Here is a 26,983-nt window from a genome sequence, read left to right on the forward strand (position 1 = left end):
CGATGCGTCCGATCCTGTTCATTGCCCTGCTGGCCCTGCCCCTGAGCCTGCCGGCGCAGACCGGCGGACCGGAACTGGAAGTCTATCTGCAGCGGCAGATCAGTGACTGGAAAATAGAGGGCGACACGGTGGAAACCCGCATGAACCGGCTGGGTCTGCGCCTGCACGAACAATTTCTGGATGGGTTCTGGATGGGGCTCCACGGCGGTTATCTGAGCCTGACCCAGAGCGGCAGCCCCAGCACCCGGGGCATGGATCTCACCGGCTGGTATCTGGGCACTTCGGGACGCTGGCGAATGCTGCAGGCCGGCCCGGCCACCCTCAGCGCCCTGGGCCGCTTCACCTACCACGAGGCGGACGCGAACGACGCCAGGCAAAGCACCCGTCTGGTCTGGAATGAGTGGGGAGCGGGCCTGGAATCCGCGTTCCGGTTCGATCCACTGCAGCTGCGCCTGGGCGTGGACTATGCCCGGGTGGATGGCGATGAAACCGCCCGGGGCGACATCCGGCGTAGCGCCACCTTGCACGAGGAGGAATCAGTAACCGCCACCGCCGCCCTGGACGTGTTCGTGGATGCCACCGGACGGGTGACCCTCCAGGCGGAGTCCGGCGGACGTCGCGGCGCCGGCATCTGGTTCTCCCGGCAATTTTGACCCATGGCGCACCAGCCGCCACAGATTCAGCATGTATTTGACGTCGCTATCCGCCTGATGGGCAAAGCCCGGTGTCAGCTTCCAGGCCTTGTCCATCAGGTTGCGCAGCAGATCCGGCGGTCGGTATTCCGGGGGCGGCAACCGGGGCTCCAGCAGCTTGAACAGGTCCCCCAGCCGAAAACGGGGCATGGCGTTGCCGCTGACGAACAGGCGTCGCAGCCAGAAACGGTCCAGATGGACTCCGTCGGTAAAGACCACCTTGCCGGCCAGGGCCTGATTCATGCGCCGGCATACCCAGTCGATGTCCCGACCCTCGTCCTCGATGGATTCACGGGTGATGCCGTGCATCTCCTCCGCCCTCTCGCACCAGTCACTCCACTCCTCGGCGGGACGGATCAGCCAGCACTCCACCTGTCCCACGCCATCGGACCAGGCCACCTGGATCGGGTAGCTCTGTTCGCTGAGCGATGACGCCTCGAAATCCAGAAAACAGGGAAGCGTGCTATGAGAGAAAGGATCTGGCATAAAGAAACTTGGCGAGAGCCAGGACAGGGTTGATCATCATAACCTGCGTACCCGGAGGCACCAACCCCGCGTTGGGCCTGCCCGGCCACTGGAACGGGTTTTCAAGGACATGAGCAACGCCTTTTTGCGACTGGAAAAAAATACCCGCGGCCGGGATTTCGTGGTGGGCGACCTGCATGGCATGTTCTCGGCCCTGGAACAGGCCCTGGACAATCTCCGCTTCGAGCCGGACCGGGACCGCATGATCTCCGTGGGCGACCTGATCGATCGCGGACCCGAGTCCCACCGGGCCCTGGAATTCCTCGCCGCGCCCTGGTTCCACGCGGTTCAGGGCAATCATGAACAACTGCTGCTGGATTCCGCCGTCGACAAGGACCTGGCCTGCAGTTGGCTGAGCCTCAATGGCGGCGAATGGTGGGTCTCCATCTCCCGGGAACAGCAGGAGCGCTTCCAGCAGACCCTGCAACAACTCCCCTTCGCCATCGAAGTGGACACCGATCAGGGCTTGGTCGGCATCGTGCATGCCGACATCCCGCCGGACATGCCCTGGCAACGCTTCAGCCAACGCCTGGAAGACGAACAGAAGCTGCGGGACTACGCCCTGTGGTCCAGAAAACGCATCAATCGACTCCTCAAGGGCGAGACGATCCCCTCGGTGCCGGGCATCGACCTGGTGATCTTCGGCCATACCCCCATCCCGGAGGCACGCCTTTGCGGCAACATCTATTATCTGGATACGGGGGCCACCTACGGCCATCAATCTCGGGACGCCAAGCTCAGCATCCTGCAGATCCACCCGCGGCGAAACCTGACCACCCTGAACACCGCCCGCAGAAAGGATAAAAACGGGGATGACGACCGATCAGGATCAGACTGAAGCACTACAGACGCGACTACGCCAGGCCCATGCCGACGGCAGTCCGGTGGACATCCGCGGCGGCGGCAGCAAAGGCTTCTACGGTCGCCCGGTCAATGCCGCGCCGCTGGAGATCGGCGGCCATCGCGGCATCATCGACCATGAACCGGGGGAACTGGTCCTCACCGCCCGAGCCGGTACCCCCCTTGACGAGATCCGGACGCGCCTGGCCGGGCATGGTCAGATGCTGCCCTTCGAGCCGCCGGCCTTCGGCCCCCGGGCCACCTTCGGCGGCACCATCGCCACCGGTCTCTCCGGCCCCCGCCGCCCCTATGCCGGTGCCGTGCGCGATGCCGTCCTGGGGGTGCGCATGCTCAACGGGCAAGGCGAAGTGCTGCGCTTCGGCGGTCAAGTGATGAAGAATGTCGCCGGCTATGACGTGTCCCGACTGATGGCCGGGGCCCAGGGCACCCTGGGCATCCTGCTGGACATCTCCGTCAAGGTGCTGCCCCGACCGGCCTTCACGCTCACCCTGATCCAGGCCGCCAGCGCCTCCCGCGCCCTGGAATCCCTGCAGGAATGGGGCTTGCGCCCCCTGCCCCTCTCCGCCGCCTGCCATGTGGATGACACCCTCCATATCCGCCTGTGCGGTGCCCGCCAGGGCGTGGAACAGGCCGCTGAACTGATCGGTGGGGAAGTGATGGAGGGCGCCGACGATTTCTGGCACGGCATACGGGAACAGACCCACTCCTTCTTTCATGGCGGCGCCCCCCTGTGGCGCGTGAGCGTTCCCCCCGGCACCCCCATGAGCGGATTCCCCGAGGCCTGCCTGGTGGACTGGGGGGGCGCCCTGCGCTGGTTTTACAGTGAAGCACCGGCCGCGGACATCCGCACCCTGGCCGAAGCCCGCGGCGGACATGCCACCCTCTTCCGGGGGCATGCCGGCGGTCGCATGGAACCCTTCCATCCCCTCCCCGCCCCCATGCTCACCCTGCAGCGTCGCCTCAAGGCGGCCTTCGATCCCCGGGGCATCCTCAACCCGGGCCGCCTGTATCCGGAGCTCTGATCATGCAGACCCGCCTGGTGGATGCCATTGCCCAGACCACCCGCGGAGCCGAGGCGGATCATATCCTCCGCAGCTGCGTCCATTGCGGGTTCTGCAACGCCACCTGCCCCACCTACCAGCTGCGCGGCGACGAACTGGATGGCCCCCGCGGCAGGATTTACCTGATCAAGCAGGTCCTGGAGGGCGAGCCTCCCAGTCGCCGCACCCAGCAGCATCTGGATCGCTGCCTCACCTGCCTCAACTGCATGACCACCTGCCCCTCCGGGGTGGACTACCGGCATCTGGTGGAGATCGGACGGGAACAGGTGGAACGGCAGGTGGCGCGCCCCTGGACCGACCGCCTGCAACGACGCTTGTTGCGGCAGATCCTGCCCAACCGGATGCTGTTCAGCCTCCTGCTGCGTACGGGTCAGGCTCTGCGCCCGCTCCTGCCCGGCTCCCTGCGTCGACGCATCCCGGAACGCCACCACCGGGGCAGCTGGCCGCCCCCACGCCATGTGCGGCGCATGCTGGTGCTCCAGGGCTGCGTCCAGCCGGCCCTGCAACCGGACATCGACGCCGCCCTGGCCCGGTTGCTCAACCGCCTGGACATCAGCCTGATTCCCACCCAGGGTGGATGCTGCGGCGCCATCGACATGCATCTGAGCGCCGAGGATGCCGCCCGCGACCGGGCCCGGCACAATATCGACGCCTGGTGGCCTCAGTTGACAGCGGGCGCCGAAGCGATCCTGATCACCGCCAGCGGCTGCGGCGCCCATGTGCGCGACTACGGCCATCTGCTGCGTGAAGATCCCGACTACAGGGACAAGGCCCTGCGGGTCAGCGAGCTGACGCGGGACCCTTGCGAAATTCTGAATCCGGAGGATATCCGACGTCTGGCCGTGGATGGCCGCAACCGGACGGTGGCCTTTCATCCCCCCTGTTCCCTGCAGCACGGCCTGAAGCTGGGCGGCCGGGTGGAAACCCTGCTGCGCAGTGCCGGATTCCAGTTGCTACCGGTGGCGGAAAGTCACCTGTGCTGCGGTTCGGCGGGGACCTACTCCCTGCTGCAGCCGGATCTGGCGGCCCCCCTGCGGCAGCGCAAGCTGGAACACCTGGAGCGGGATGGCCCCCAACTCATCGCCACCGCCAACATCGGTTGCCAGACCCACCTACAGGCCAGCACCGATACCCCCGTGGTCCACTGGATCAAGCTGCTGGACAACCCGGGGCTGCAAGGGCACTGAAAAAAACACCGGATGACAAGGAACCTCCATTCGGGTAACCTGTCCATTACTTCAAGGGGGCGACCTGGCTTCGACGTGGGTCGTGAAACCTGAGGTGCATGCCGAGGATACAGCTAACCTCGTCAAAATGCTGTAACGCTATAGTTGCCAACGACGACAACTACGCTCTGGCCGCCTAAAAACCGGTCAGCCTCTGACGGGATTTGCTTGTAGGTTCTACTCAGAGGTCATCGCATACAAGCTCGTGGAGCGGACCTGCCCGGGTCTTAACCACTAAAACCGATCGGGCTCGCGCTGCGGTATCCTGTTCGTCGGAGACCAAGGCGTTAACCTAAAAGACGAACTAAGCATGTAGTACCAAGGGCGTAGGGCTTGCGGACGCGGGTTCGATTCCCGCCGCCTCCACCAATTCAACATCCAGCACCATCCAACGAAGTCTTCAAGCCCGCGTAACAGCGGGCTTTTTCTTTACCATGTCGTCCAGCAAGGGGCAACGGAATTCGTTGACATCCGGGGGCAACTGGGGGCAACATTCGGGGCAAGTGAGTTGCCCCCGCAGGGAGTTGCCCCCATGCCATTGACCGACACCGCCATCCGCAACGCCAAACCCGCCGACAAGGCCCGCAAGCTGTTCGACGGCGGCGGGCTGTATCTGGAAGTCGCGCCGTCCGGGGGCAAGTGATGGCGGCTGAAGTACCGCTACGGGGGCAAGGAGAAGCGGCTTTCCCTCGGCGTGTACCCCGATATTTCCCTGAAGGACGCCCGCGAGCGCCGGGACGAGGCGCGCAAGCTGCTGGCCAACGACATCGACCCCAGTGAGCACCGCCAGGCGCAGAAAGCCGCCAAGGAAGACCGGGCGGCGAACAGCTTCGAGGTGGTGGCGCGCGAGTGGCACGCCAAGCACCTGCCCTCCTGGACCGAAAAGCATGCCGAGACCATCATCCGCAGGCTGGAGCTGAACGTATTCCCCTGGCTCGGCGGCAAGCCCATCGCCGACATCACCGCCCCGCAACTGCTGCAAGTGATCCGGCGCATTGAGGACCGGGGCGCGCTGGAAACCGCCCACCGCGTGCTCGGTTGCTGCGGCCAGGTCTTCCGCTACGCCGTTGCCACTGGCCGCGCCGAGCGCGACCCCTCCGGCGATCTGCGCGGCGCACTACCGCCGGTCAAGAGCCGGCATTTCGCCGCCGTCACCGAGCCCGACAAGATCGCCGCCGTGCTGCGGGCGATTGACGGCTACGAAGGCACCCTCCCAGTACGCTGCGCCCTGCGTCTCGCCCCGCTGGTGTTCGTGCGCCCCGGAGAGCTGCGCAAGGCCGAATGGGCCGACATCGACCTGGACGCCGCCGAGTGGCGCTACACCGTCACCAAGACCAACACCCCACACATCGTGCCCCTTTCCCACCAGGCCGTCGCCATCCTGCGTGAGCTGGAACCGCTTACCGGACGCGGACGCTATGTTTTCCCGAGCGCCCGTAGTGCATCGCGCCCCATGAGCGACAACGCCGTACTGGCCGCCCTGCGCCGCATGGGCATCGGCAAGGACGAAATGAGCGGCCACGGCTTCCGGGCCATGGCGCGCACCATCCTGGACGAGGTGCTCGGCTTCCGCCCCGACTACATCGAGCATCAGCTCGCCCACGCCGTGCGCGACCCGAACGGGCGCGCCTACAACCGCACCGCGCACCTGCCCGAACGCCGCGAGATGATGCAGGCATGGGCGGACTACCTGGACACGCTCAAGAGCGGCGCGGAAGTGATCCCGCTCCATAAGAACCGCAGCGCCTGACCGCCTTCAGGGAGCCCCTCCGGGGCGGACGGGCAGCGGGGCGCGAGCATGGGGAGCGGAAGCCGCGCAGCGGCTGGAGCCCCACGCGCAGTGACCCGCCGCGCGGGCGGGGGAACAAACAAGCGGCGGCAATTGACACATAATGCAAATTATGCGGGCGCAAGCCGGACTGCACGGAGCGAAGCGGAGTGCTGCGCATAATTTCCAGCATTATGTTCCATTGCCGACCACCGACCCTGGCTGGGCAGGCCGCACCAGACCTTCACCGAAGCCGTAGACAATTGGGGGCGGGAAAGCGCAGCGCCGTGCGGGGACGCGGCAGGCTGGGCGCCAGCCGAGCCTGCCAGTGGCCCCGCGCAAGCGGCAACGAAGGGAACCCAGGCCGGCCGAAGCCGCCGAGCCGGTTGCGAAGCAGCCGGCGGTGCCCAATTCCGGCAAGGCGTAGCCCGCTGCGGAGCCGCAAGCCCTTGGCCCCCGTTTCGGGGGCGAAGGGCGCCGTGGCGGAGCGCGGGCGGTAACGAAGGGGCCAAGCGTCGAACGGAGCCACGGAGCCAGTCTGCCGGAGCTTGCGGAGGCAGTCTGGCGGCCCTGACGCTGGCACGGCGCAGCCCGGCACGACGCTTGCCGGCGAAGCATGCAAGCGGCGTGACGGGCGGTCCGAGCTAAACTCTGCCGCCGCGTTCGCGCTTGATTTTTCCACGAAACAGCCCTAGTATTGTCCGTAACACGGCCCCTTTCGGTTGAACCGCTCCGGCGGCGATATCGCTGAGGGGTTTTTTATTGGCTGGATCAAGCTACCAATCAGTCTCCCAGTTGTCGGGAGCCCCCATTCCCGCCAAGTTCAAGCCCAGGTGAGTTAAATCGGGAAAGGTCTCCATGTGCGCCTTCACGCGCCCAGGCCAGCTTGAACTCGGGTTCACCACCTGTAGCAGATGGCGCGCAATGCGCAACAGCAAGTAACATCGCGCGCGGAGATGGGAATCGTCCTGGAACGGTGTAACCCAAGCGACTTCGTCTGCCGGCGGCAGTTTTGGCTGATCCACTATATTCCGGTTCCACAGCCGGCTATGGTGAGCACAGACATTGCGCAAGTAGTTCAAACTTCGAAGCCAGGTAGCAAACGTCCGCCCATTATGGATTCCATACTTTGCCGAAATGGCATCCTGATCCCGCTCGCGCATTCCGGCAAACAGTCGCGACATGGTGCCGAAATCCCAGACCTCACAAGCCACCCAGATGACCAGCGGCAAGCCGTATCGGGTCTTGTTGTGACGAACAAACTCTTCCTTGGATTCGTTGATCAGCCGCGCGTGCCTGCCTAGCCATTCATGGTGCCGGGTTACCCCTTTTCCATTATTCAGATCCCGACTAAAACTGTCATGGAATAGCTCCGGGTGAAGATAGGCCACGGGATCAATTTCACCGAGCGTGTGAGAGATGTCGACGCGCAATGCAATCTCGATTCGCTCCAGCGCATCCATGGCCAGCAGTCGAAGCTTCTTGTCGAAGACGTAGAGTTTCACGGCGTCTTCAAAACGGGCTCCCGGGCGAAATTCGTCCAGAGCGACCTTTACTACGTTTCGATGCTTCTTGGCTGGCTTTCGGCCCAGCTCATCAAGGAAGATAAAGGGACCCGAGCGCTCACGGAACGGATACCAGTAACCACTGAGCCGGTAGTAGCCGATACGTTGCAGATAATCCAGCGCCTTGGCGCGATTCGTAACAGCCAATCCACGGGAGATCAGCAGGTCCAGTTGCTCCTCGTAGCTCTTCCAGGGCTTGGGGTATCCCTTCCGTGACATTCTCCGATCACCTCAGTCCCTGGCCGCCAGTCCAACGACGTCCATCAACTTCGCGTAGTCCGTAACGACGTCATACTTGACGCGATCCTCAGTGACCCTCTGACTGATCTCATCGAAGAATTTCCGGGCGCACTCGATTTTTGTTTTCTCGATCTCACGCAGCTTCATCGACGACATGGTGCCCTTGGTCTCGGCCACGAAGTAGACGTGCCTGACGCTGCCGGCCTTGAAGGATATGGCCCAGTCCGGATTGTAGTCCCCCACTGGAGTTGGAATCAGGAAACCGCTCGGCAGCTTGGCGTAAACGACGACCTCGGTGCTGGTATCCAACTCGTTGACAAACTTTCGCTCCACATCGGAGTCCGTGATGGCGTAATCGTAGACGTGGTTTTTGAGCTTCGCCGTGGCGCGTGAAAAATCCTGCCCGGTCTGGTTGGCGGTAAAAATGTCGACGTCATAGCGCTCGTCCACTTCGTCGTAGGCTAGGCGCTCGATGACCATGGTCGCTTTCTGCTCGGCGATAATGCGTGACGCCTCCGAAATGAAGTGCTCCGGGTTCTTTCGGAACTGTTCGAACACCGCGGATTTGATTTGACCGAAGATCGCTGCCGTGGTGGCCCTCGTGAGTTGGGCATTCTCCGCGACCTTGCCGATCAGGTCGTACCTCACTACAGAGTGGACGGAGTCGCCGTACTCGGTCGTCGTCTTTTGCACCGCAAATCCGTCGCCGCGACGGAGCTGCTCATCTGTTAATCCATCCTGCTGGATGCCGGCGTGTACGGTGTACTGCAACGGCGTGACGCGCAGACTCTTGTCCAGCGCACTGACGCACTTCCTGATCAGTTCCGGTGAATCAAACTCGACGCGGTACACCGCCTTGCGGTTGATCCGGGCCCAAAGCGCCTGGAATTCCTTTTTCTCGAAGTTTGCATTGAGCGGATTGGTCTTGGGCTTGCGCCCGTCATCCACTTTCGGCAGTTGCGCGTCGCTGAAGACGCTGTCGATCAGTTGGAAAACCTGCTCGGCGTGGGGCTTCAGCTCATCTGGTAGCTCCGCCAGCGTTCCGGCGGCCTTGGCTTCATGGTAGGCCTCGGCAATCTGGTCGGCATCATCGGTGTAGTCGTTCTTTACCAGATAACGATAGATCTGCTTCGCCATCGGGGCGGTCACTTCCAGTGTTCCCTGGTCTGTGGCGATAACCTTGCCCGTAAAATAGGCTTCGGTCGCCTGGCGTGGGCGCGACGACAAAGTTTCCGAAATTTCCTTTTGCAAGCCACCGACAAAATCCTTGTAGCTTTCGCTCGCCACCACCGTCAGTACGTTGATGTCGTGCACCACGGCCGGGTGGTCCATGCGATCCCCGTGCTGGTCGACGCTCAGGCGCAGCCCGCGACCCACCTCCTGGCGCCGGGAAATAGTGTTGTCGCTGTGCTTCAACATGCACATCACGAAAACGTTTGGGTTGTCCCAGCCCTCGCGAAGCGCCGAATGGGAGAAGATGAACCGGGTCGGTTCGTCAAATGACAGCAAACGCTCCTTGTCCTTCAAGATCAGGTCGTAGGCGTCGACATCGTCGGAGTCGATCGAACGGGCCCCAACTTTCGGGTCTTTGAGCCGGTTAGTCTTCTTGTCAATCGAGAAATAGCCGTTGTGGGTCTTTGGCGGCTCGATCCCGGCCAGGTACTTCCGGTATTGTTCGTTGTCGATGGCCAGCTCCGACAGGTACTCCTCCTTAAGCAGCTCGTACTCTTCCTCGAAGACCCGGGCGTATTCGCCCTTCTCGTCGGCCTGTTCGTAGTCGCGGTACTTCGCCACCTCGTCGATGAAGAACAGCGACAGGACCTTGATCCCCTGAGCGAACAGCTGCTTTTCCTTGTCCAAATGCGCCTTGACCGTCTCGCGAATTTGGATCCGGCGGATATCGCGCTCGGAGACATCGCCCATGGCCTCGCCGGCATTGAGCACGACGCCGTTCGTGAATTCGACGGTATCGTTGACCGCATCGATCTGACTGATCGTGAACCCCTGGTACTGGTCCAGCTCGCCTGACGCCACAAACAGATCGTCGCGGAAATTCAGCCGCCGAAGCTGGCGCTTGATCTCACCTGACTTCAGCTTTATTTCCATCTCTATCCGGGCTACGGGCGCCTTCTTAGAGATGTCGATGCCTTCGAGGTAGAGGTAGGCATTGGTCCCGGCCAACCCACGGGTTTGGATGCCGCGCACGGCGATCTTCTTTACCAGCTTCTGGTTGTAGGCGTCGAGTGCGTCCAGCCGGTGCACCCGGTTGTGCTGGGTGCGGTGCGTGGCCGAGTAACGCAGGATAAACAGGGGCTTGAACTTCGGCAGCGCCTCCATCGTGGCCTTGCCTTCCATCTTCTGTGGCTCGTCCAGAATCAGGATCGGCCGGTTTGCCGCAATCACGTCGATAGGCCTGCGCGACTGGAAGTCGTCCAGCTCGTCATAAATGCGCCGATTATCCGCGCCACGGGCATTGAACGCCTGGATGTTCATGATCATCACGTTGATGCCGGCGTCCGAGGAAAAGCTCTCGACCTCGTGCAGGCGCTTGGAGTTATAGATGAAGAACCGCGCCTTCTTGCCATAGCTTTCGGTGAAGTGGTCGGCCGTCATCTGGAAGGATTTGTAGACCCCTTCGCGGATGGCGATGGACGGCACGATGATGATGAACTTCGACCAGCCATAGCGCTTGTTCATCTCGAAGAGGGTCTTGATGTAGCAGTAGGTCTTGCCCGTGCCGGTCTCCATCTCGACATCAAGGTGAACGCCGGTCGCTGCCAGCGCCTGCCTCTTGTAGGTTGCTGGGGCTGGCACGCGCTCACCCCAGTTGTTGAAGGTGGTGAAATCCGCCAGCGACTGCGAGAGGGGCAAGTTCTGTCGCCGCTGGACCTTCTGGATGTTCTCCAGGATCTGCGCGTCGGTCAGCGCGAGATCGGCGTTCTTGAAGCCTTCCTCGAAGACGCTGGTCTGTGCCTTGCGGCCGGGGTCGATGCGATAGGTCAGGCCCGAGGTCATGGGCTGGCCGGCGAAACAGTCGACCACGTCGTTGACGGCATTGGTCTGATAGGGCTGAACTTTGAACTTGAGTTTCATGTGTCTCTCTTTCTGCGTTCTTTCTGCAAGCGTCGCTCAGACGACACCATGCAGAAAGCGATAACCAACTGATATTTAGCGATTTTTTTTCCACCAATCATTCTGCAAGCATCCATTTCGGCCGCCCTCTGGAGCCTGCATTACGTATACGGCCCCGCCGCCTCAGTTTGGTTAGCAAGTTGCTGATTTTATTTATTTTTTGGTCATTAGTCAGAACGTCGCTGAGCTTGTCGATCAACAATTTATCAATATCGGCGCGGCTGGCCTGGCCAGACTGCTGCAGATAATCGGTGACCAGCTTGGCGTAAAACTCATCATCCTGGGCGCGGGTGCGAATATAGTCCGCCATGCTACCGGTCGCCTTGGCAACTGTGGCAGATACATGGAAACGGGGCTTACGCCCTTCAATCAGCCCCGCACGCTTTAGGCGGCTCACAGCCTCATCGGGAATCGGCAGCTTTTTCTGCACCCGGTCCAGGGCAAGCACATCCCCGAGCGGCAGGTCGGTTTTCTGAATCAGTAACCGGCTGTAGGCCGGGTCAACTACCCCACCGTAGATGGTCAGCCTGACCGCCCCGGGCTTCTCAAGGTCGTAATCCGGCATGGGTAAGTAACGCCGGGCCTGGCGGGCGTACATGTCATGAATGCCGTAACCCATGGTGTCGATCATGTTCAGCTCGGCCATGGCCTGAGCCAGGAAGGGGTTCCGGTAGCGGCGGGGTACGCGGTTGCCTTCCAGATAGTCCCCCGGCGTGCCGTCGTAGAAGTTGCCCTCATTCTCGAACACCAAGCGGTCGAGCTGCTCGATCACCACGACTCGGCCATTACGGGTGTAATCCTGATGGGCAATGCAGTTGTGCAGTGCTTCCAGCACGATCTTTTGGTCGTACTTGGAAACCTCAATGGGCAACAGCTCATCCTGCGGCAGCAAACGCAGCTGGATATTGCGAATGCGCTGATACAGCTGGGTAGTGGCCAGCAGAAACGGCGGCGCAAAGTGGTGATAGGCTCGTTCGGCCCCCTCCAACTTCCAGGTCATCTGTGCCGGGTGCGGAGACAGATGCCAGACCGACTCGGGCTTGCCAAGCAACAACAATGCCGTCCGCGTGATCTGACCGTTCTGAGTGATGCCCGCCCGGTCCAGGAAAGTCGTCAGCGGCCAGCCCATGACCTCTTCGGCACTGAAGCGGTTGGCATACTTCTGGGCAAAGGCCTCCCGCGCCCTGGTCAGCGCCGCCTCCTCCAGGTCGGTCAGGCTGGCCGCCGGCACCAGTTGCGCGCTCCAGTCCTGTGCAAGGGTCTGCTGGCGAATCTCATCGAGCTTGTCCAGGCCCAGGGATACCAGGCTTTCGCCGGCTCGGGCGTGATAGTGCCCCTTCCAGGCTATCGGAATGCCTCGAGGCGCTGCGGGAATCTCGAACAGTAGTACCCGCCCGCCGGCATGGTGCAACTCATGGATATTGCGGAAGGAGACGCTGGGCTCGGTAGTTTGCGCCACTTGATGCTTCAGGCCATGCAGGCGCTCCGGCTCTTCCCGGTAATGGGTGCCCACCACCTCTCGGGTTTTGTTGCTGACGCCAAAGACCAGCCAGGCACGCTCCAGCCCGCGCAGATTGGCTTCGTTGCTGAGCGCGGAGAAGTACTTGCCAATATCATTGGTGTCGTAATCGTTGCTGGCTTGCTTGAACTCCACCACCTCGTTTTCCCAGGTGTTGATCAGTGCCTCAAGCAGCGCCTTCAGGGCTGACTGGTCCATTCCGCGCCTCCTCAGAGGCTTTTGACTTCAGTGGTGGGCGAGAGCTGGCGGAAGATCTGTTCGACGTTGATCTTCACCGCATCCGAGACGAAGCCGTTGTCGCGGAAGACGACGCGCAGTGGTTCGCGCTTGGCCAGCTCCTTCACCAGCTCCTCGGTCACGCCAGTTTCGAAGCAAGCGACCAGGGCATTGTCATCCACGAAAAACACGGTCTTACCCTGCACGGTCTCGCGGCGGATGGGCAGCGTCAGGTCCACGCCCCAATCGACCAGCACCTGGAACAGCAGATCCTCGGCCGTGCGGTCCTCTTTCACGTTGTCGACCATGTCGAGCAGGTCGGACTGCTTCATCTCGTCAGGTCGGTAGAAGACGTCCTTCATGTTCGACGTATCCACCTTAAGTACCCGGAAGCCGACATCGCGGTTCCAGTCGGGATGGCATTCGCCGTCAAACATCGTATTTCCAGCGCGGCGTATGCGCTCCTTCCCGACATCGGCAATTGTAGAGTAGCCAGCAGTCCGCGCTGCACTTTCTTCCGGCGTAGGTTCTGGCAACTGAATCTGGATATGGGACCGGCATCCCCCATCAGTCTTGTTTTGCAACATGACCGCATGGGCCGTAGTTGCCGAGCCGGAGAAGAAATCCATCACGAGCGAGTCTTTGTTTGTCGCAATCTGAACAATTCTCTGAAGCAATCCAACAGGCTTGGGGGAATCAAACACTTTTTCTCCGTCAAAACACTCTCTTATTTGACGTGTGCCTTTCTTATTACCTTCAACTCCCGTCCAGAGATTTGAGGGCCGCTTCTGCCTCCCCTCTAGGTAGAACTTCTGGTATGGATGCCACTCAGGCCCATTATCTCTATCGATTTTCTTCCATTGAACAAGTCCATTGCGTTCCATCTCATCGAAGCGATCTCTTCCACAAATCCACCGACTTTCGTATCCCCCAGGGCCGATCGGGTACACTAAGGTGCCATCCGGGGCCTCCACGCCATAGTACATGCTAGGCCTATCTTCACGACGATCTTCTCCGCCCGTTCTTCGCAAGGAGCGGGTAAGGTACCTACCTCTCTCATCCTCTTCGTTGTAAATCGCGGCATCTTCTTCCTGAAACTCAAGGCCGTTCAGTACAGCTTCGGGACTCCGACGAAAAACAACTATGTAATCTACCATATTAGTTAGGCCATCAAATCCTCCGCCGGTAGGCGTTCCAGTGGCGCGCGTAATTAGACCAACAAAATTATCCTCTCCAAATACTTCAATGCCAATCTTTTGCAAATTATGAAGCTCATGGTCATCGATTGAAATAAAAATCAGGCCATCATTTGCAAGCAGGTTGCGTGCAAGCTTGAGGCGCGGATACAGCATATTCAACCAGTCAGAATGATAGCGTCCATTCGTGAGCCGATTGGCGACTAATCGATTTCCCTCGGCATCGGCCTGACTGGACTGAAGAAGATATTCTTCGGCTTTAGTTGAGAAGTCGTCTACATAAATAAATTCATTGCCTGTGTTGTAGGGGGGATCGATGTAGATCAGCTTCACTTGCCCCAAATATGTCTCCTGCAGGAGCTTCAGCACTTCCAGGTTATCGCCTTCGATAAATAGGTTCTGTGTAGTATCGAACGCCACACTTTCATTACGAGATGGACGCAGGGTCTTGGCAACTGGTGTATTGGCGAGCGCCAGTGCTTCGCGCTTCCCCGGCCAATCCAACCGATACCTCTCCTGCGGCCCCTCTACGATATGGTCGCTCAACTCCTGCCGGAGCTGATCGAAATCCACCGCCAGGCGAAGCTTACCCGTCGCCTCGTCCCGCGCCTCGGTCACACAACCGGGGAACAGCTCGCGAATCTTGGCAATGTTGTCCTGACTCAGGTCGGGGCTATGCATCTTCAGCTTGTTGATTTTCTGTTCTTCAGTCATGTTGCCTCTGACTTTCCGGTGTAGGTTTGGACAAGGTGTCGAGCTCGGCCTTCAGCTTCCGAAGCTGGCGGTTGAGCTCGATCTTGCGGTTGAATTGTTTTTCACGATGGAGCCGGGTTTCGAGCCGGCGGCATTCGCGCTGCTTGATGGCGAGCTGGCGCTGCCGGTCGGCCAGCGCCTCGATGGACTCGCCTTCGCGTGCTGGCAACGGGATCAGTTGCCGCAGCATCTGTTCGTAGAGCCGAGCCAGGTCTAGGGCTACGGGCAGCGGCGCTCGCGACGCATCGGCCGGCAGCCAGTCGGTGGCGAAGTATTCGCCCATCACCCATTTTCCGGCTTCCGCCTCGTTGGGCCGCTTGTAGGTGGCGGCCACGCGGACCTGATCGCGCGCCGCGCCATCCGCTCGGCTGGCGGTCAGCTCGAAGATTAACGGAAAGCCAATGGCGCGGTCGATGCAGCGCAGGATATCGTCCGGGAGTTCCTCGGTCACGCCGCCGGGTTTCAGCGGAAGCGTGAATACCTGAATTTCCGGCACGGCCCGGCTGGCCTTTAGATTCAGGGTTTCCGGCGCCAGCTTGTACTGCCAGTCGATTCTGGCGACCTGCTGGGCGATTTTGTCCCGCACCCGGCGGCCGGGCTGGCCGGCGGCGTAGATGCGGGTCTTGGGCACCGCACGGCCCACGGCCGCGCGGGCGGGATAGTCGAACAAGGCAGGATGGGTGACCGGCGTACTCACTGGACCCCCTGCACGACGATAAACGACATCAACTCGAAGTCATCCAGCCCGGAAATGGGGTTGGTGAGCGCACTGGTGCGCGAGCCGGTGAAGAGGCTGTCCAGGTCCTTTTCGTCCTGCACCTGGATGATGCTGCGAATGGCCTGGTCCAGCAGGTCGGAATAGAAGCCCATGTCGCGGCCGTCGTCCGTGCGCTGGTTGAAGGGCCGGTAGGCCGCTCCGATAGGTTCGGCACGGCCCCGGCAAGCGGCACGGGCCAGATCCAGCAGGGGCTTGACCCAGGTGGCCGGAAGACTTCGCCGCCGGAACACAATAGTGACTGGGATTGGCGTCGTAGAACTTCTGGTCCGCAGGCGAGAGCCAGTCGCGGTTACCGAGCCAGTCGCACGCGTTGCAGCGGCTGCCGACGTGGATGTCTACGGCCTGCCAGCCAAGCGTGTCGCCACGCTGGACCACGCGCGGCACGTCTTGGGCAAAGAATTTCTTTACGCTGGGCACAAACTGCAGGAAGTCGACTGCCTCTCGCCCGAGATCCCTCATAAGGGCAGCTATAAGCACCGGCTTTGGCGTCGTTGGCCCAGCCTTGAACATCGCCTCGAACTCACTGAGAAACGGTGTCGTCCAGAGGTAGGTTTTCTCGGATACGTAGTACTTGTCTTTCAGGCCGTTGTGCTCGAGCCAGTTGGACAAGACCACAGCGTATAGACAGACCTCCGCCGCGTAGCTAGCGTTTCCTTCGGCGACATTCTTCAAGTCAATGATGGACAACGCCAACCGGTTCTCGCCAGGCGCAATCCGCTTCCGCCCCCCATCGCAGAGGACTTCCCAGTCACCCACCATCGGGTGATCCACGAGCACAATGTCAGGACGCATGCCAGACAGAAGGGGCACGAAAGCCTGATCTGCAGCGGAAACACCCAGGTTAGTCAAGAGCTGCGCTCTGAAGTCCTCCGGCTCTACCGCGGGCTGGATGCATAACGTCGGAGGTGTGATTGAAGGCAACTCAGTTAGCAGATCAATGTCTTTGAAGCTCGGGGCATGACAAACATGGCTCCCCAAGCGGGCGACAAGCATCTGGAATTGAGCGTTCTCGAAATCGTTGCCCGCGGCAGTTACGAGCTGCACGTTCGGCCTGGACTTCAGTGGTGCTGGCAGGCCTGCCGCCGCCATGTCGGGGGCAGTAGCATTGAACAAAGACAGATAAAGCTCCCGGTCGCACTGCGTGCGCAGGTACATCGAGAGCTTAGACTTGGAAAGTTTCTTCTTTGGTAGCGAGATAGCCATTGATCAAACCCTAACCTGCGGAGCATTCATCTTGCCCGCGTGCCGCAACATTTCGAATTCACGCCACCCCGGCACATGCGCGCTCATCAGCGCCTTGAACATCCTGCCGTGCGTCGAGAAACGGAGGTGCAGCAGTTCATGGACGATGACGTAATCCTGGAACCGCTCTTCCTGCTCGACGAGATCGGATGCGAGGGTGACGGTACCCGCAGAGGAGCATGATCCCCACTTCCTGCGCATCTCCTGCACCCGGATCACCTTCGGGTTGACACGCAGCGTCACCGCCCAGGCCATGGCGCGGCGCTTGAGCTCCTGAGCCGGATAGAGCGCGCCTTTTCCGGGCCCTGTACGCCTTCTCGCTCGGGAGTCGCGATACGCTGCACCACCAGCCTTCATCATTCACCCTCCATCAGCAGCAACTTGACCACCAGGTCGACGACGCGGGCGCGCTCGTCCTGGGAGAGCGCGAGGAGCGGCTTGTAGAGGGCAGCACGGAAGCGACGTTGCTCGTCGGGATTGACTGCCGCGTTCGGGAAGCGTCCGAGCAAAGCCTCGGCCTCCCTGGCGATTTCCATGGCATCGATGCCGGCCCCTTGCAACGCGGCATCGCCGCGCAACGTCCAATAGATCGCAAAGGCGCGTGCCGCCAGGCCGCTCTCACGGGCCGTCTTGAGCGCCGCCTCTTTCTCGGCCGCGAGTTGGGCCAGCAGGTCCATCGCGGCCAGGCCGGTGGTCTTGCGCTCCTCGAGGTCCTTCAGGATGCGTTCCGCACGATCCTTCAACGGCTGCAGCACCGGAGCGGTAGCGGGGTCCTCGTCGATCTCCTGTTGTAGACCGCGTACGAGGTTGAACACTTTGCCTTCGTCGGATCCCTTCTCGCCCCGCAACGATTCCAGCGTCTTGACGTCGAAGGTAACGCTCTTGGTCAGCCGCCCCAACCCCTCCTGTGTCGCGCTGCCTTCGATCAGCCGCCGGGTCTTGTAGGCGAGGTCGGCCACGAAGCCCACTTTGTCGGCGTAGGCGTTGCGGACTGCCGCGTAGAGCTGGCTCAGGTGTTTGTAGGTCGCTATGTGGTCGCGCAGTTCGGGCGATGGGGAGAGGATCTCCCACAGCGCCTCGATCTCCTTGTACGCCTCGAAGAAGGCCTTCCGGGCCTCAGGCGCGAGAAAGCGGCCATAGACGAGTCGTTCCAGACGCTCGTCGGCGCTGCCGCCCTCGCCGGCGTCGAGGTAATCCGTCTCGGCCTGGGCGATCTTCTGTTGGAAGTCCTGGAGCAGGACGTCGAGGTCCTCAATCACCCCGCTCACGTCGCTGGAATCGAACTGCAGGGCCTTCTTGAGCTCGCGCAGCACGCCGACGAAGTCCACCACCAGGCCGACCCGCTTCTGCACCCCGTTGGCATCGACGTAGGGGCGGTTGACGCGCGCGATCGACTGCAGCAGCACGTGGTCGCGCATCGGCTTGTCGAGGTACAGACAGTAGAGCAGCGGGGCGTCGTAGCCGGTGAGCAGCTTGTCGGTGACGATGAGGATCTTGGGGGCCTCGGCGGGCTTCTTGAACAGCAGCCGGACGTCCTCTTCCCGCTCGGGGGAGAGCTGGAGCTCCGCCACCAGGGGGCGATCGATGGCGTCGGCCGCGTTCTCCGTGTAGACGGGCACCGACCACTCCGGCGGCAGCAGCTCGTCCAGCGCCTTCTTGTACTTGGCACAGGCCTCGCGGTTGACCGCGACGAGGAAGGCCTTGTAACCCAGGGGCAGGACGCTCTCCTTGAAGTGCTCCGCAACGAAGGCGGCCACCTTCTCGATGCGGTCGTCGGCCGTCAGGAAGGTCCGCAGCCCCACCGCACGGTCCAGCACCTTGTTGAGTTCCTCGACGTCGGTGACCCCTTCGCTGTCGGCGAGCGCGAAGAACTCCTTGTCGAGGCGATCCGCCGGCACCGTCATCGTGGACGGCGCCATCACGTGCTTGATGGGCAACGTGGTCTCGTCGGCGATGGACTCCGCGATCGAGTACTTGTCGAGGTAGCCCAACTCGTCCTGGGCGCCGAAGATCTTGAACGTGCCCTCCCCCTGGGAGGTGCGGGCGATCGGCGTGCCGGTGAAGCCGATGATGGTGGCCTTGGGCACGGCCGCCATCAGGTAGGTGCCCAGGTCCTTGGCCACCGAGCGGTGCGCCTCGTCGATGAAGACGTAGACGTTGTCACGCAGGCAGCTGTCTTTGCGGATGGCCTCGAACTTGTGGATCATTGAGATGATCAACCCGCGGAAGTCGGCATCCAGCAACGCCTGGAGCTCGGCCTTGTTGTTGGCCCTTCTCACTGCGATGTCCTGTTGCTGCATCTCGCCGAGCAGGCGCTCGACCCAGCCCTTGAGTTGACCTTCCAGCTCCGTCCGGTCCACGACCAGGATGACCGTCGCGTTCGTAAAACGGGCCTTATCTTCCAGGATCTGGCGCGCCGCCGTCAGCAGCGTGAAGGTCTTGCCCGAGCCCTGGGTGTGCCAGATCAGCCCGCGGGTCTTGGCGGGGTCCAGGCAGCGGCCGAGGATGGCGTCGATGGCGCGCCGCTGGTGCTGGCGCAGGACGGACTTGCGCGTCTCGCCGTCCTGCACGTAGAACAGGATCCAGTGCTCCAGCGTGCGCAGGAAATCGGTGCGCTCGAAAAACGACTGCACGGCGAAGCGGTAGCTCTCCTCCGGCATCTGCTTCCAGCGCGCCATGTCACGCCGGCTCACGTTCCAGGTCACGCCGTACCAGTAATCGAGCAGGTGGGTCACGTTGAAGAGCTGCGGTGCCGCCAGCAGCTCCGGCGTCTCCAACTCGTAGCGGCGCAGTTGCTTGATTCCCCGCTCGATCGCATCACCGTCTTTCGGGTTCTTGTGCTCGACGATGCACACGGGCACGCCATTGATGACGAACATCACGTCCGCGCGGTTGCCCTTGCGAGCCGGCGGCTTGATCTTCCACTCCCAGGTGACATGGAAGGCGTTCGCCTCGACGTGCTCGAAGTCGATGAGCTGGACGCGGCGATGGCGTTTCTCGGTCTCGTCGTACCACTGGCGTTCGCCACGCAGCCAGGCCAACAGTTCCCGGTTGCCCTCGATGGTGGCGGGCAGCGCGTCCAGGGTTTCGACCACCGAACGCACCGCATCGGCCGAAAGCCAAGGGTTGAACGCGGCGAGCTTGGCCTCCAGCACGTCGCGGAAGAACGTCCCCGCCTCGCCCCCGCGCTTGACACGCGCATCCTCCGGCGTAATCGGCGTCCAGCCGATCTCCACCGCGTGCTTCACCATCGGGAACTGCACCGTGCCCGCCTCGGAGATTTTGAGGGTGCTCATGCAGCACCCTCCGCGGCACCGTCACCCTCGGGCTTCTTCACCGGCCGCGGGCAGACCGTGCGCAAGCCGTCGATGTGCTCGTACAGATCGGGGCGGATCGTGGCCCACATCGGGTCCAGGATGAAATCGATGCCCTCGCGACGCGCGAGCTTGGCGGCCGGCACGAAGTCCGTATCGCCCGAGATCAGCACGATCTGGTTGACCTGCTGCTTGTAGGCCAGGGAAGCGATATCCAGGCCCAGGCGCATGTCCACGCCCTTCTGGCGCAGGTCCAACCGGAAATCGTCGTCGGTGAGGTCCTCCCAACGCCGCTTGCCGTTGGTGAGCTCCTTCAGCACTTCGGCCTTGAGCTGCCAGCGTACCTGGCTGGTCGGGATCTCGCCCATGCGCAGCGCCACCTTGCGCAGGCCGCGCAGCACCTCGTGAAACTCGTGCCGCCAGCGCGCCGTCGGCGACTGGGCCAGGTCCAGCGACTTCTTGGCCAGAGGCGTGTGCCCCTTCCAGGCTGCCGGCGGCGCGTCGTAGACGAAGATGCGGTACAGGCGGGCCGTGCGTCGGCCTTTGGCATCGTTGAGGTGATCAAGCGCCAGCTTGTGAAGCTTCTCGGCTGCGTCGCGAGGTGACGTGGCGCCGAACAGGCGCCTGGTACGCTTGAGGAAGAACTCGGCGTCCACCATCACCGCCGTCACGACGGGGGTGACGTGCCGCAGCAGGTCGGCGGCGCGGCTGCCGGAAAAAGAATTGCCCCGGGGTTCGGCGATCCCTGAATCGGTGAGGGAAGGCTTACTGCCAGGGGCGGATGACGGCCTGATCATAGCCGAAGTCTCCTTTTCTATCAAGCCACCACGTGGGGGGCGCGGTGGGGATCGAGCGCCGACAGATCGAGGTCGGCGACGCGGATTTCGCCCGTCATCAGCTTGTGCAGCAGGGACTGGAACAGTTCTTCCAGCACCGCGCGCTTTTTGCGGTGCAGGGCGATCTTGCGGTCGAGAGCGTCGAGGATAGTTGCAATCTGCGCCTGCTCGTCGAAATCCCTCGAGGTGAACAGGACGAGCTTCTCGAACGCGCCTTTGCTCAAGATTGGAACGGGACTGGGCGAGGCCGAATTGCGCACAATGTCCGAGCGGTAAGTGAGCAGGTGCGAAACGTAGTTTTGGTCATACCCTGCGCCCGGAATGATTGCGTTGATTTGTTGATTGGTGGCGCTAGCCGGTGCCGTGGTGCGTCCAACCTTGCCGATTGTTGAACCGATGCAGACAACGCAAGTGGTGCCTGCGGGAAGTGCCCGCGAAACTGCCAAACCCGGCTCGGTAATATGCTTTTGCGTCGAAGCAATCGGAAATCCGTGGTCAATATCGCCCGGCGAAATGAAAGGAATCGTCCCATCATCGTAGTACGTGCGTTCCTTGGTCGGAGGCGTCGTGCCTGTGACGATTTCGCCCAAGTCAGAAAAAGCAACCTCAACCCAACTCTCCGGCACCGGCCCGATCTCGGTCTCTTTCTGCGGCTCGCCGCGCAGTCCTCGCGTGAACAGTTCCCGCATGGCGGCGCGTTTGAGTTCTTGCAGCGTTTTCAGAAGCTCAAATTGTTTCTGCAAGGCCGATTCGGTCTGCCGCAGCACGCCGGCAATCGCTTTCTGCTCGTTGCCGTCCGTTGGATAAAAAAGCTCCTTTTCTTTCAGGACAGTGAAATGCCGGTTGTAACCACGCGCTGGCAAGTCAATGCTGCGGCAGGCGTAGAAGAAGAACAGCGGGTCAATCTCCGGCTTGGGCCGAAGCAGTTGCGTGCCGTCAGCGCCGCGTGCAAAGGGCGTATCCACGAATTTGAAGACGCGCGTATGGTCGCCAAAAACAACTAGCGGCAGCGGTGCATCAATCACGGCGTTTTCGTCGTCTGTCCAGCCCGCGATTTGCTCCTGCCCCTGGTCAATGATCGGAAACCGGCCCGCAGCCTTATAGTCCCGTGACTGCACTTTGGATTTGCCCGCGACTGGCACCGGAACAAGGCAGTCGGCTACGGATGTACTGGCCCATGTTTCCATCACGCGCCCTCCGTATTCACCAGCGGACGCAGCAAGCGCAGCAGCTCTGATGTGAGGCTGGTTTCTTGCTCATTGAGTCTTTCAAGCGTGTGAATCAGGTTCGGAACTGAGTCGACTTCTGCGCCATCTCTTTGCCCCACCCACCGACTCGGACTCAGGTTGTAATCCGCCTCCCTTGCCTGCTCCAGGGTGATGACGGCCACCTCGCCCTCGACCGCCTCGCCCTTGAGGTACATTGCCGCCAGCGGGCGGATGTCCTCCTCCGGCAAGTAGTTCTTGGGCCGGCCTTTCCTGAAGCGGCGGCTGGCGTTGAGTAGGACGATCTTGCCCTTGCGCGCAGCAGGCTTGCGCTTGTTCAGCACCACGATGACGCCCGCCGCCGTGGTGTTGTAGAACAGGTTTTCGGGCAACAGGATGACGCCATCGATCAGGTCGTTGTCCACGAACCACTTGCGGATGTTGCGTTCCTTGTCCTCATTCTTGGAGCCGGAGCCGCGCGTCACCGCGCCGGTGTCCAGCACCACCGCCGCGCGGCCATCGTTGGCCAGGCAAGCGAGCGTGTGCTGCAGCCACGCCCAGTCCCCCTTGCCGGTGGTGATGCCGCCGGCCGTGCGGAAGCGGTCGAACGGATCGTTGGCGAAGATGTCCGTCGCGAACGGCTGGTTCCACATGGGATTGGCGACGACGATGTCGTGCTGCTTGATGGTCCCATCCGCGTTGCGGAACTTGGGATTGATCATCGTGTCGCCACGCGCCAGCTCCACCTCCATGTCGTGGATGATCGCGTTCATCTGCGCCACGGCGTAGCTCTCGGCCTGGAGCTCCTGGCCGGAGAGCTTGAGCGGCACCTTGCTGGTCGGGTCGAGTTCACGGGCCACGAGCTGGAGCTTGATCAGCAGGCCTGCCGAGCCACAGGCATAGTCGTGACAGGTCTCGCCCGGCCTCGGCCGCATGATATGGGCCATCAGGAAGCCGACCTCGGTCGGCGTAAAGAACTCACCCGCGCTCTGGCCCGAGCCTTCGGCGAATTTGCGCAGCAGGTACTCGTAGGCCCGCCCGAGGAAATCCGGCTGCACGTCAGCCAGCCCCAGCCGGTAGCGCGGATCGGAGAAGGTCTCGACCACGCCGCGCAACTTGGCCGGATTGATGTCGCGCTCGCCGTTGCGCTCGGCGACGAAGTCCACCACGTCGATGACGCCCGAGAGCGAGGGGTTCTGCTTGACCACCGCGCGCACAGCCTTGGTGAGGTGCTCGCCGATGTCCTTCGGTGCGGTGCTGCGCTTCTTGTCGTCGAGCGGCCACTCATAGGGCTCGCGCCCGCTGATCACCGCCCAACGGGCTTCGGGCGGAAGATAGAACCGCAGCAGCGAGTGGTCGGACTCGGCGATCTCGAGTGCCGTGGCGCGATCGCCGTACTCTTCGGCGAGGCGCTCGATCTCGTCATCGAACACGTCCGACAGGCGCTTGAGGAACAGCAGCGGCAGCAGGTAGTCCTTGAACTTCGCCGCGTCCTTCTCGCCCCGGATGGAGCAGGCCGCATCCCAGAGCATCTGCTCCATGGGCTTGGTGGTAGGCGTCGCGGCGGCGGTTCGCCGACTGCGACGACGCGAGACCTGGACGGCGGCCTCCGGGGCATCCTCGGCAGCCTCCTCCACCCCGGCCTCGCGGGCGAGCGCGAGAATGGCTTCCTGCGCCGCGCGTTGCGGCTTGCTGCCACCGCCTTCCCAGCGGTTGACCGTGGCGAACGAGACCCCGAGCCGCTCGGCGAGCTGCTCCTGGGTGAGATCAAGCTTGGCGCGGATGGCGCGAAGCGTGGCGGGTAGAGCTTGGGCTTGTTTTGTCATTTTTGCGATATTTGCAATATCGCATCGCCTTGTCAAGCACAGCGTCAACCAAAAATATTCCTCGCGACCAACACCGAAGGCCAAACCCACCTGGCGCCATCGTCAACCACAGTGTAAACTGACAACTGAAGTGTCAACCAATGAAATGGAGCAGCCTGTGAGCGAGCGAATGTCGAACGCGCCTGTTTACTATGCGCTGGCACAGGCGCATTTCAATCCTGTTGCCGCGATGGCCAAGTACGTCGACCAGATCCAGGATCGGCTGCGGCGCGAGGGCTACCCACTATTCGAGCCGCAGCAGGTCACTCACTTGGTGGTCCCGGGTCCTGGACAGGCACAGCGCGTCGAGCCGCAGATCCAGCAGACGGTTTCCTGGCTCATGACCAGGAGCGACCGGACAGCCGGTTACATCCTTTCGCCTTCGGCGATCACCTTCCACACGACTCATTACGAAACCCACAATGAGTTCATCCCGGAATTGCTGCGCGGTTTGAATGCAGTGCATGAAACTGTAACCCTCGACCACGTTGGCCGACTGGGACTGCGCTACCTGGATGCCGTATTGCCACAAGCCGGCGAAACAGTCGAACAGTACCTGGTCGGTGGACTGCATGGCGTGGACTTCAATGCAACTCGCCGACACACGATGACCGAATCTGTGTTTACTACAGAAACTCGCCCACTCCTACCAACCGGGACGTTGGTGGCCCGCGTGTACAGGATGACTGCAGCGCTCGGCTTCCCTCCAGACATGCTACCTAGCGGTCTGGCGGTGAATCCACGGTTCGAGATGAAAGAACCTCGCGAACATGGCGTGATCGACACGGATCATTACGCCGAAGGGCGTATGCCAATCGATATGGACAAGCTTGGAGAGCAGCTGCTTTCGCTTCATGCGACGATCAAATCCGTGTTCGAAGCAACCACGACGGATCACGCACGCAAGGCATGGGCATGAGCTCATTGGAGGCATCTGCTATGTACACCGAAGCATTTCCTACACATCGAAGTGCGCCGTTCATCTTACCGATCAGTGCTGCCGCCACGGCAGCGTTCGCGTTGATCGGCTCGACGCTCGCGGTCAGCGGCACCGGTAGCGTGTTCGATATCTCCCGCGCCGGGGAGTGGCGCAAGCTGGTCGAGGCTCGCATTCCTGTCCATGTCGATATTGGAGCGACAGACGACGTCGTCGAGCGCCCGGATCTTCGTTCCGCTTCGGAACACCTGACCAACATACGGCAGGTGCTCAATCCAGCCATCGCTGATCTGGCGGCGGCATTTGGTGTCTCCAGGCAAGCGATCTACAAGTGGCTTGGCGGCGAGTCGATGCCTGAGGCCGATAATTTCAAGCGAATCCAATCGCTCAGCCATGTGGCCGATGCTTTTCACGAAGCTGGAATCACGCGTGCGCCTGCGATGCTGAAAATGAAGGTGTTCGAAGGCCGATCGCTGATGGATCTAATCACCGCCGACCAGCTTTCGCCATCGCACGTTCAATCATTGATTTCCGAAGCACGAGCCATGGATATGGCATACGACCGTTCCGGGCTGGCGCGAACCAAAGCCGAACCTTCGGACGATTGGCGTACTGAAGCTTCCATTCCCGGGTCTCCCGAGCAATGACGTGGGAGGAATGATGAATGCTGGCACGGGATACGGGTTGGCGACAGGGAGACCTACTCACTCGCGAAGCTGCGGCACAACTGGGCTTGGTCGAGACGGCGGATGACGGGGTCCGCGCCATCATCATCACGCACGACTGTGACATCTCGCATGAAGCCGAGCATTGCCTCGAGGTCATCCTCGCTGACGTAATCGGCGATGCAACGCTTGACCCGCAGCTCTCTTATGCCAAGAACCCGCGTCGACTCCATCTTGCGTATCACGTTGCGGATCGCAGCCCACTGATACTCGAGCTTCGGCACGGGAATCGACACCCGATTTCCAAAGACGCCTTTGCCAAGTACGCAGCGAGGGACGATAGCGTCTCACTCCCGACCGAATCGAAGCGAGTCTTGAAACAGTGGCTTGCCGCCCGCTATGGAAGGCCGGCTTTCCCAAATGCGTTCGAGAACCGGCTGAGCAAGCGCTCCGGCAAACGAGAGGTCAAGAACTGGATTGCAAGGATTCTGGAGCCAGAGGCAAGGCATCTGGTTGGCTTGTTCTTTGATCTGGGTGCCCAGCGTTAGACAGAGGAGACCGACGGCGAACCATACGCACTGTCTATATCGGTGGTCTATGACGCAATTGAGGGTGGCTCACCTGCACGTGAGTCCGCTGAACGCGTCGCGAAGCAGTTGCGCGATCTTTTCGAGAGGGTTTACGGGACGCCAGACATAGCCACGGAAATCGCACTTGATGCCTGCGAAGCGGTGGCCGACACGCACATGACGCTTGCCGATCTTCGACGCGTAGATCAGTGGAGACTAGAATACGTCAGCTTACGCGACGACGAGCAAGGGGATTTTCTTCCCGTTGGTGAGATTCCTGCCTGACTAACAAGGACCGGACGCACTTCCTCTACTGCCCGGTGGAACCGCTCCGAATCATCACCAGCAGTGATGGTCACCCACGCCCCAAGCCCGCTCCCCGCCGAAGGGTGGCGCGACATCATAGGCGGACGCGGGTTCGATTCCAAAATTGGGAATCGAACTGGCGGTCGATCTGAGGCACTTTGGCTGATGCCAAGGCCGGCCGAAACTGATTCGATTACCGACAGCAGGGGCTCGGCTCCGCGCCTATCCGCAGGAGCCCGCAGCGGCTCTAAGGCGCTGAGTTATCAGGGTTTGGCGCTGGTTGCCGCCCCACCACCAATACTGAAGCCCCAACTGTTATCAGTTGGGGCTTTTTCTTGTCTGTTTGCACCCAGGATGACGAGCGGCTGTGGGCTTCGGACTGATTCCAACAGGCTGTCGGACCAGTCGTAGACCAGGACACATCAAACAATGAAAACAGACTTGATCGCAAAGTACGCGCCGATTCTTTGTGGGTCGACGCCTCCAGTGGTGCGCGACCCGCGCCTGTTGAT

At 61.4% G+C, this 26,983-nt stretch carries 20 protein-coding genes, 1 other RNA gene and 1 pseudogene; 10 read left to right on the forward strand and 12 right to left on the reverse strand.

Annotated elements, in window-relative coordinates; translation table 11 throughout:
- The first annotated feature begins 2 nt into the window (after positions 1-2).
- Positions 3-653 carry a hypothetical protein gene (locus tag ECTPHS_RS05830; protein ID WP_008931769.1) on the forward strand — a complete coding sequence of 217 codons (651 nt, stop codon included), beginning with the start codon at positions 3-5 and terminating at the stop codon, positions 651-653.
- On the opposite strand, the gene ECTPHS_RS14210 is transcribed toward ECTPHS_RS05830, so the two are convergent.
- Positions 537-1,178, reverse strand: a complete 642-nt coding sequence (locus ECTPHS_RS14210) for a hypothetical protein (protein ID WP_210386893.1) — start codon at positions 1,176-1,178, stop codon at positions 537-539. The genes ECTPHS_RS05830 and ECTPHS_RS14210 overlap by 117 nt on opposite strands.
- Before the next feature lie 109 nt (positions 1,179-1,287).
- Between ECTPHS_RS14210 and ECTPHS_RS05840 the strand changes: the two genes are divergently transcribed.
- The 6 genes and pseudogenes from ECTPHS_RS05840 (at position 1,288) to ECTPHS_RS05855 (ending at position 6,115) form a co-directional block, all read left to right on the forward strand.
- A complete protein-coding gene (locus ECTPHS_RS05840; RefSeq protein ID WP_008931771.1) occupies positions 1,288-2,055 on the forward strand; it encodes a metallophosphoesterase in 768 nt (255 codons plus the stop codon).
- Entirely contained in the window at positions 2,030-3,100 is a 1,071-nt protein-coding gene (gene glcE / locus ECTPHS_RS05845) for a glycolate oxidase subunit GlcE (protein ID WP_008931772.1), read from the forward strand. The genes ECTPHS_RS05840 and glcE overlap by 26 nt, the downstream gene beginning before the upstream one ends.
- Positions 3,101-3,102: 2 nt before the next feature.
- Positions 3,103-4,326 carry a glycolate oxidase subunit GlcF gene (gene glcF / locus ECTPHS_RS05850; RefSeq protein WP_008931773.1) on the forward strand — a complete coding sequence of 408 codons (1,224 nt, stop codon included), beginning with the start codon at positions 3,103-3,105 and terminating at the stop codon, positions 4,324-4,326.
- A gap of 55 nt (positions 4,327-4,381) precedes the next feature.
- Positions 4,382-4,734: a transfer-messenger RNA gene (gene ssrA / locus ECTPHS_RS14215) on the forward strand.
- Between the two features lie 163 nt (positions 4,735-4,897).
- Positions 4,898-5,149: pseudogene (locus tag ECTPHS_RS15405) on the forward strand (Arm DNA-binding domain-containing protein); the annotation flags it as partial.
- A 54-nt stretch (positions 5,150-5,203) separates the two neighbouring features.
- Positions 5,204-6,115, forward strand: coding sequence for a tyrosine-type recombinase/integrase (locus tag ECTPHS_RS05855; protein WP_371200081.1), 912 nt, complete (start codon positions 5,204-5,206; stop codon positions 6,113-6,115).
- 794 nt (positions 6,116-6,909) lie between these two features.
- Here ECTPHS_RS05855 and ECTPHS_RS05860 read toward each other — a convergent pair.
- From ECTPHS_RS05860 to ECTPHS_RS05915, 11 genes are all read right to left on the reverse strand, one after another.
- Positions 6,910-7,917 (reverse strand): Abi family protein, encoded by a 1,008-nt coding sequence (locus ECTPHS_RS05860; protein ID WP_008931776.1) that lies wholly within the window; start codon positions 7,915-7,917, stop codon positions 6,910-6,912.
- A 12-nt stretch (positions 7,918-7,929) separates the two neighbouring features.
- Entirely contained in the window at positions 7,930-11,031 is a 3,102-nt protein-coding gene (locus ECTPHS_RS05865) for a type III restriction-modification system endonuclease (protein ID WP_008931777.1), read from the reverse strand.
- A gap of 97 nt (positions 11,032-11,128) precedes the next feature.
- Positions 11,129-12,787, reverse strand: coding sequence for an RNA-binding domain-containing protein (locus ECTPHS_RS05870; protein ID WP_008931778.1), 1,659 nt, complete (start codon positions 12,785-12,787; stop codon positions 11,129-11,131).
- Positions 12,788-12,798: 11 nt separating this feature from the next.
- On the reverse strand, positions 12,799-14,715 hold the full coding sequence (locus ECTPHS_RS05875; protein WP_008931779.1) for a site-specific DNA-methyltransferase: 1,917 nt from the start codon (positions 14,713-14,715) through the stop codon (positions 12,799-12,801).
- Positions 14,708-15,424, reverse strand: coding sequence for a DUF4391 domain-containing protein (locus ECTPHS_RS05880; RefSeq protein ID WP_210386894.1), 717 nt, complete (start codon positions 15,422-15,424; stop codon positions 14,708-14,710). The genes ECTPHS_RS05875 and ECTPHS_RS05880 overlap by 8 nt, the downstream gene beginning before the upstream one ends.
- 23 nt (positions 15,425-15,447) lie before the next feature.
- Entirely contained in the window at positions 15,448-15,762 is a 315-nt protein-coding gene (locus ECTPHS_RS05885; protein ID WP_008931781.1) for a hypothetical protein, read from the reverse strand.
- A 976-nt stretch (positions 15,763-16,738) separates the two neighbouring features.
- Entirely contained in the window at positions 16,739-17,134 is a 396-nt protein-coding gene (locus ECTPHS_RS05895; RefSeq protein ID WP_246828321.1) for a M48 family metallopeptidase, read from the reverse strand.
- Positions 17,131-20,070, reverse strand: a complete 2,940-nt coding sequence (locus ECTPHS_RS05900; RefSeq protein WP_008931784.1) for a type I restriction endonuclease subunit R — start codon at positions 20,068-20,070, stop codon at positions 17,131-17,133. Before ECTPHS_RS05900 ends, ECTPHS_RS05895 begins: the two co-directional genes overlap by 4 nt.
- A complete protein-coding gene (locus ECTPHS_RS05905) occupies positions 20,067-20,885 on the reverse strand; it encodes an NYN domain-containing protein (RefSeq protein ID WP_008931785.1) in 819 nt (272 codons plus the stop codon). Before ECTPHS_RS05905 ends, ECTPHS_RS05900 begins: the two co-directional genes overlap by 4 nt.
- A gap of 20 nt (positions 20,886-20,905) precedes the next feature.
- On the reverse strand, positions 20,906-22,111 hold the full coding sequence (locus ECTPHS_RS05910) for a restriction endonuclease subunit S (protein ID WP_008931786.1): 1,206 nt from the start codon (positions 22,109-22,111) through the stop codon (positions 20,906-20,908).
- Positions 22,111-24,045 carry an N-6 DNA methylase gene (locus ECTPHS_RS05915; RefSeq protein ID WP_210386895.1) on the reverse strand — a complete coding sequence of 645 codons (1,935 nt, stop codon included), beginning with the start codon at positions 24,043-24,045 and terminating at the stop codon, positions 22,111-22,113. The genes ECTPHS_RS05910 and ECTPHS_RS05915 overlap by 1 nt, the downstream gene beginning before the upstream one ends.
- Positions 24,046-24,112: 67 nt before the next feature.
- Here ECTPHS_RS05915 and ECTPHS_RS05920 point away from each other — a divergent pair, with 67 nt between their 5' ends.
- The 3 genes from ECTPHS_RS05920 to ECTPHS_RS14930 are packed head-to-tail and all read left to right on the forward strand — an operon-like array spanning position 24,113 to position 26,144.
- Positions 24,113-24,913, forward strand: coding sequence for a TIGR04255 family protein (locus tag ECTPHS_RS05920; protein WP_246828322.1), 801 nt, complete (start codon positions 24,113-24,115; stop codon positions 24,911-24,913).
- A gap of 20 nt (positions 24,914-24,933) precedes the next feature.
- Complete coding sequence (locus ECTPHS_RS05925; RefSeq protein ID WP_168044641.1) at positions 24,934-25,578, forward strand: helix-turn-helix transcriptional regulator; 645 nt, start codon at positions 24,934-24,936, stop codon at positions 25,576-25,578.
- Positions 25,579-25,595: 17 nt separating this feature from the next.
- On the forward strand, positions 25,596-26,144 hold the full coding sequence (locus ECTPHS_RS14930; RefSeq protein WP_008931790.1) for a hypothetical protein: 549 nt from the start codon (positions 25,596-25,598) through the stop codon (positions 26,142-26,144).
- The last annotated feature ends 839 nt before the right edge of the window (positions 26,145-26,983 follow it).

The sequence above is a fragment of the Ectothiorhodospira sp. PHS-1 genome (genome assembly GCF_000225005.1).
Classification (GTDB): Bacteria; Pseudomonadota; Gammaproteobacteria; order Ectothiorhodospirales; family Ectothiorhodospiraceae; genus Ectothiorhodospira.

Coding starts and splice junctions, on each gene's coding strand:
- glcE (WP_008931772.1), top strand. CDS start 2,030: ATGACGACCGATCAGGATCAGACTGAAGCACTACAGACGCGACTACGC.
- ECTPHS_RS05875 (WP_008931779.1), bottom strand. CDS start 14,715: ATGACTGAAGAACAGAAAATCAACAAGCTGAAGATGCATAGCCCCGAC.
- ECTPHS_RS05895 (WP_246828321.1), bottom strand. CDS start 17,134: ATGATGAAGGCTGGTGGTGCAGCGTATCGCGACTCCCGAGCGAGAAGG.
- ECTPHS_RS05910 (WP_008931786.1), bottom strand. CDS start 22,111: ATGGAAACATGGGCCAGTACATCCGTAGCCGACTGCCTTGTTCCGGTG.
- ECTPHS_RS05900 (WP_008931784.1), bottom strand. CDS start 20,070: ATGAGCACCCTCAAAATCTCCGAGGCGGGCACGGTGCAGTTCCCGATG.
- ECTPHS_RS05905 (WP_008931785.1), bottom strand. CDS start 20,885: ATGATCAGGCCGTCATCCGCCCCTGGCAGTAAGCCTTCCCTCACCGAT.
- ECTPHS_RS05925 (WP_168044641.1), top strand. CDS start 24,934: ATGTACACCGAAGCATTTCCTACACATCGAAGTGCGCCGTTCATCTTA.
- ECTPHS_RS05840 (WP_008931771.1), top strand. CDS start 1,288: ATGAGCAACGCCTTTTTGCGACTGGAAAAAAATACCCGCGGCCGGGAT.
- glcF (WP_008931773.1), top strand. CDS start 3,103: ATGCAGACCCGCCTGGTGGATGCCATTGCCCAGACCACCCGCGGAGCC.
- ECTPHS_RS14930 (WP_008931790.1), top strand. CDS start 25,596: ATGCTGGCACGGGATACGGGTTGGCGACAGGGAGACCTACTCACTCGC.
- ECTPHS_RS05830 (WP_008931769.1), top strand. CDS start 3: ATGCGTCCGATCCTGTTCATTGCCCTGCTGGCCCTGCCCCTGAGCCTG.
- ECTPHS_RS05860 (WP_008931776.1), bottom strand. CDS start 7,917: ATGTCACGGAAGGGATACCCCAAGCCCTGGAAGAGCTACGAGGAGCAA.
- ECTPHS_RS05870 (WP_008931778.1), bottom strand. CDS start 12,787: ATGGACCAGTCAGCCCTGAAGGCGCTGCTTGAGGCACTGATCAACACC.
- ECTPHS_RS14210 (WP_210386893.1), bottom strand. CDS start 1,178: ATGCCAGATCCTTTCTCTCATAGCACGCTTCCCTGTTTTCTGGATTTC.
- ECTPHS_RS05865 (WP_008931777.1), bottom strand. CDS start 11,031: ATGAAACTCAAGTTCAAAGTTCAGCCCTATCAGACCAATGCCGTCAAC.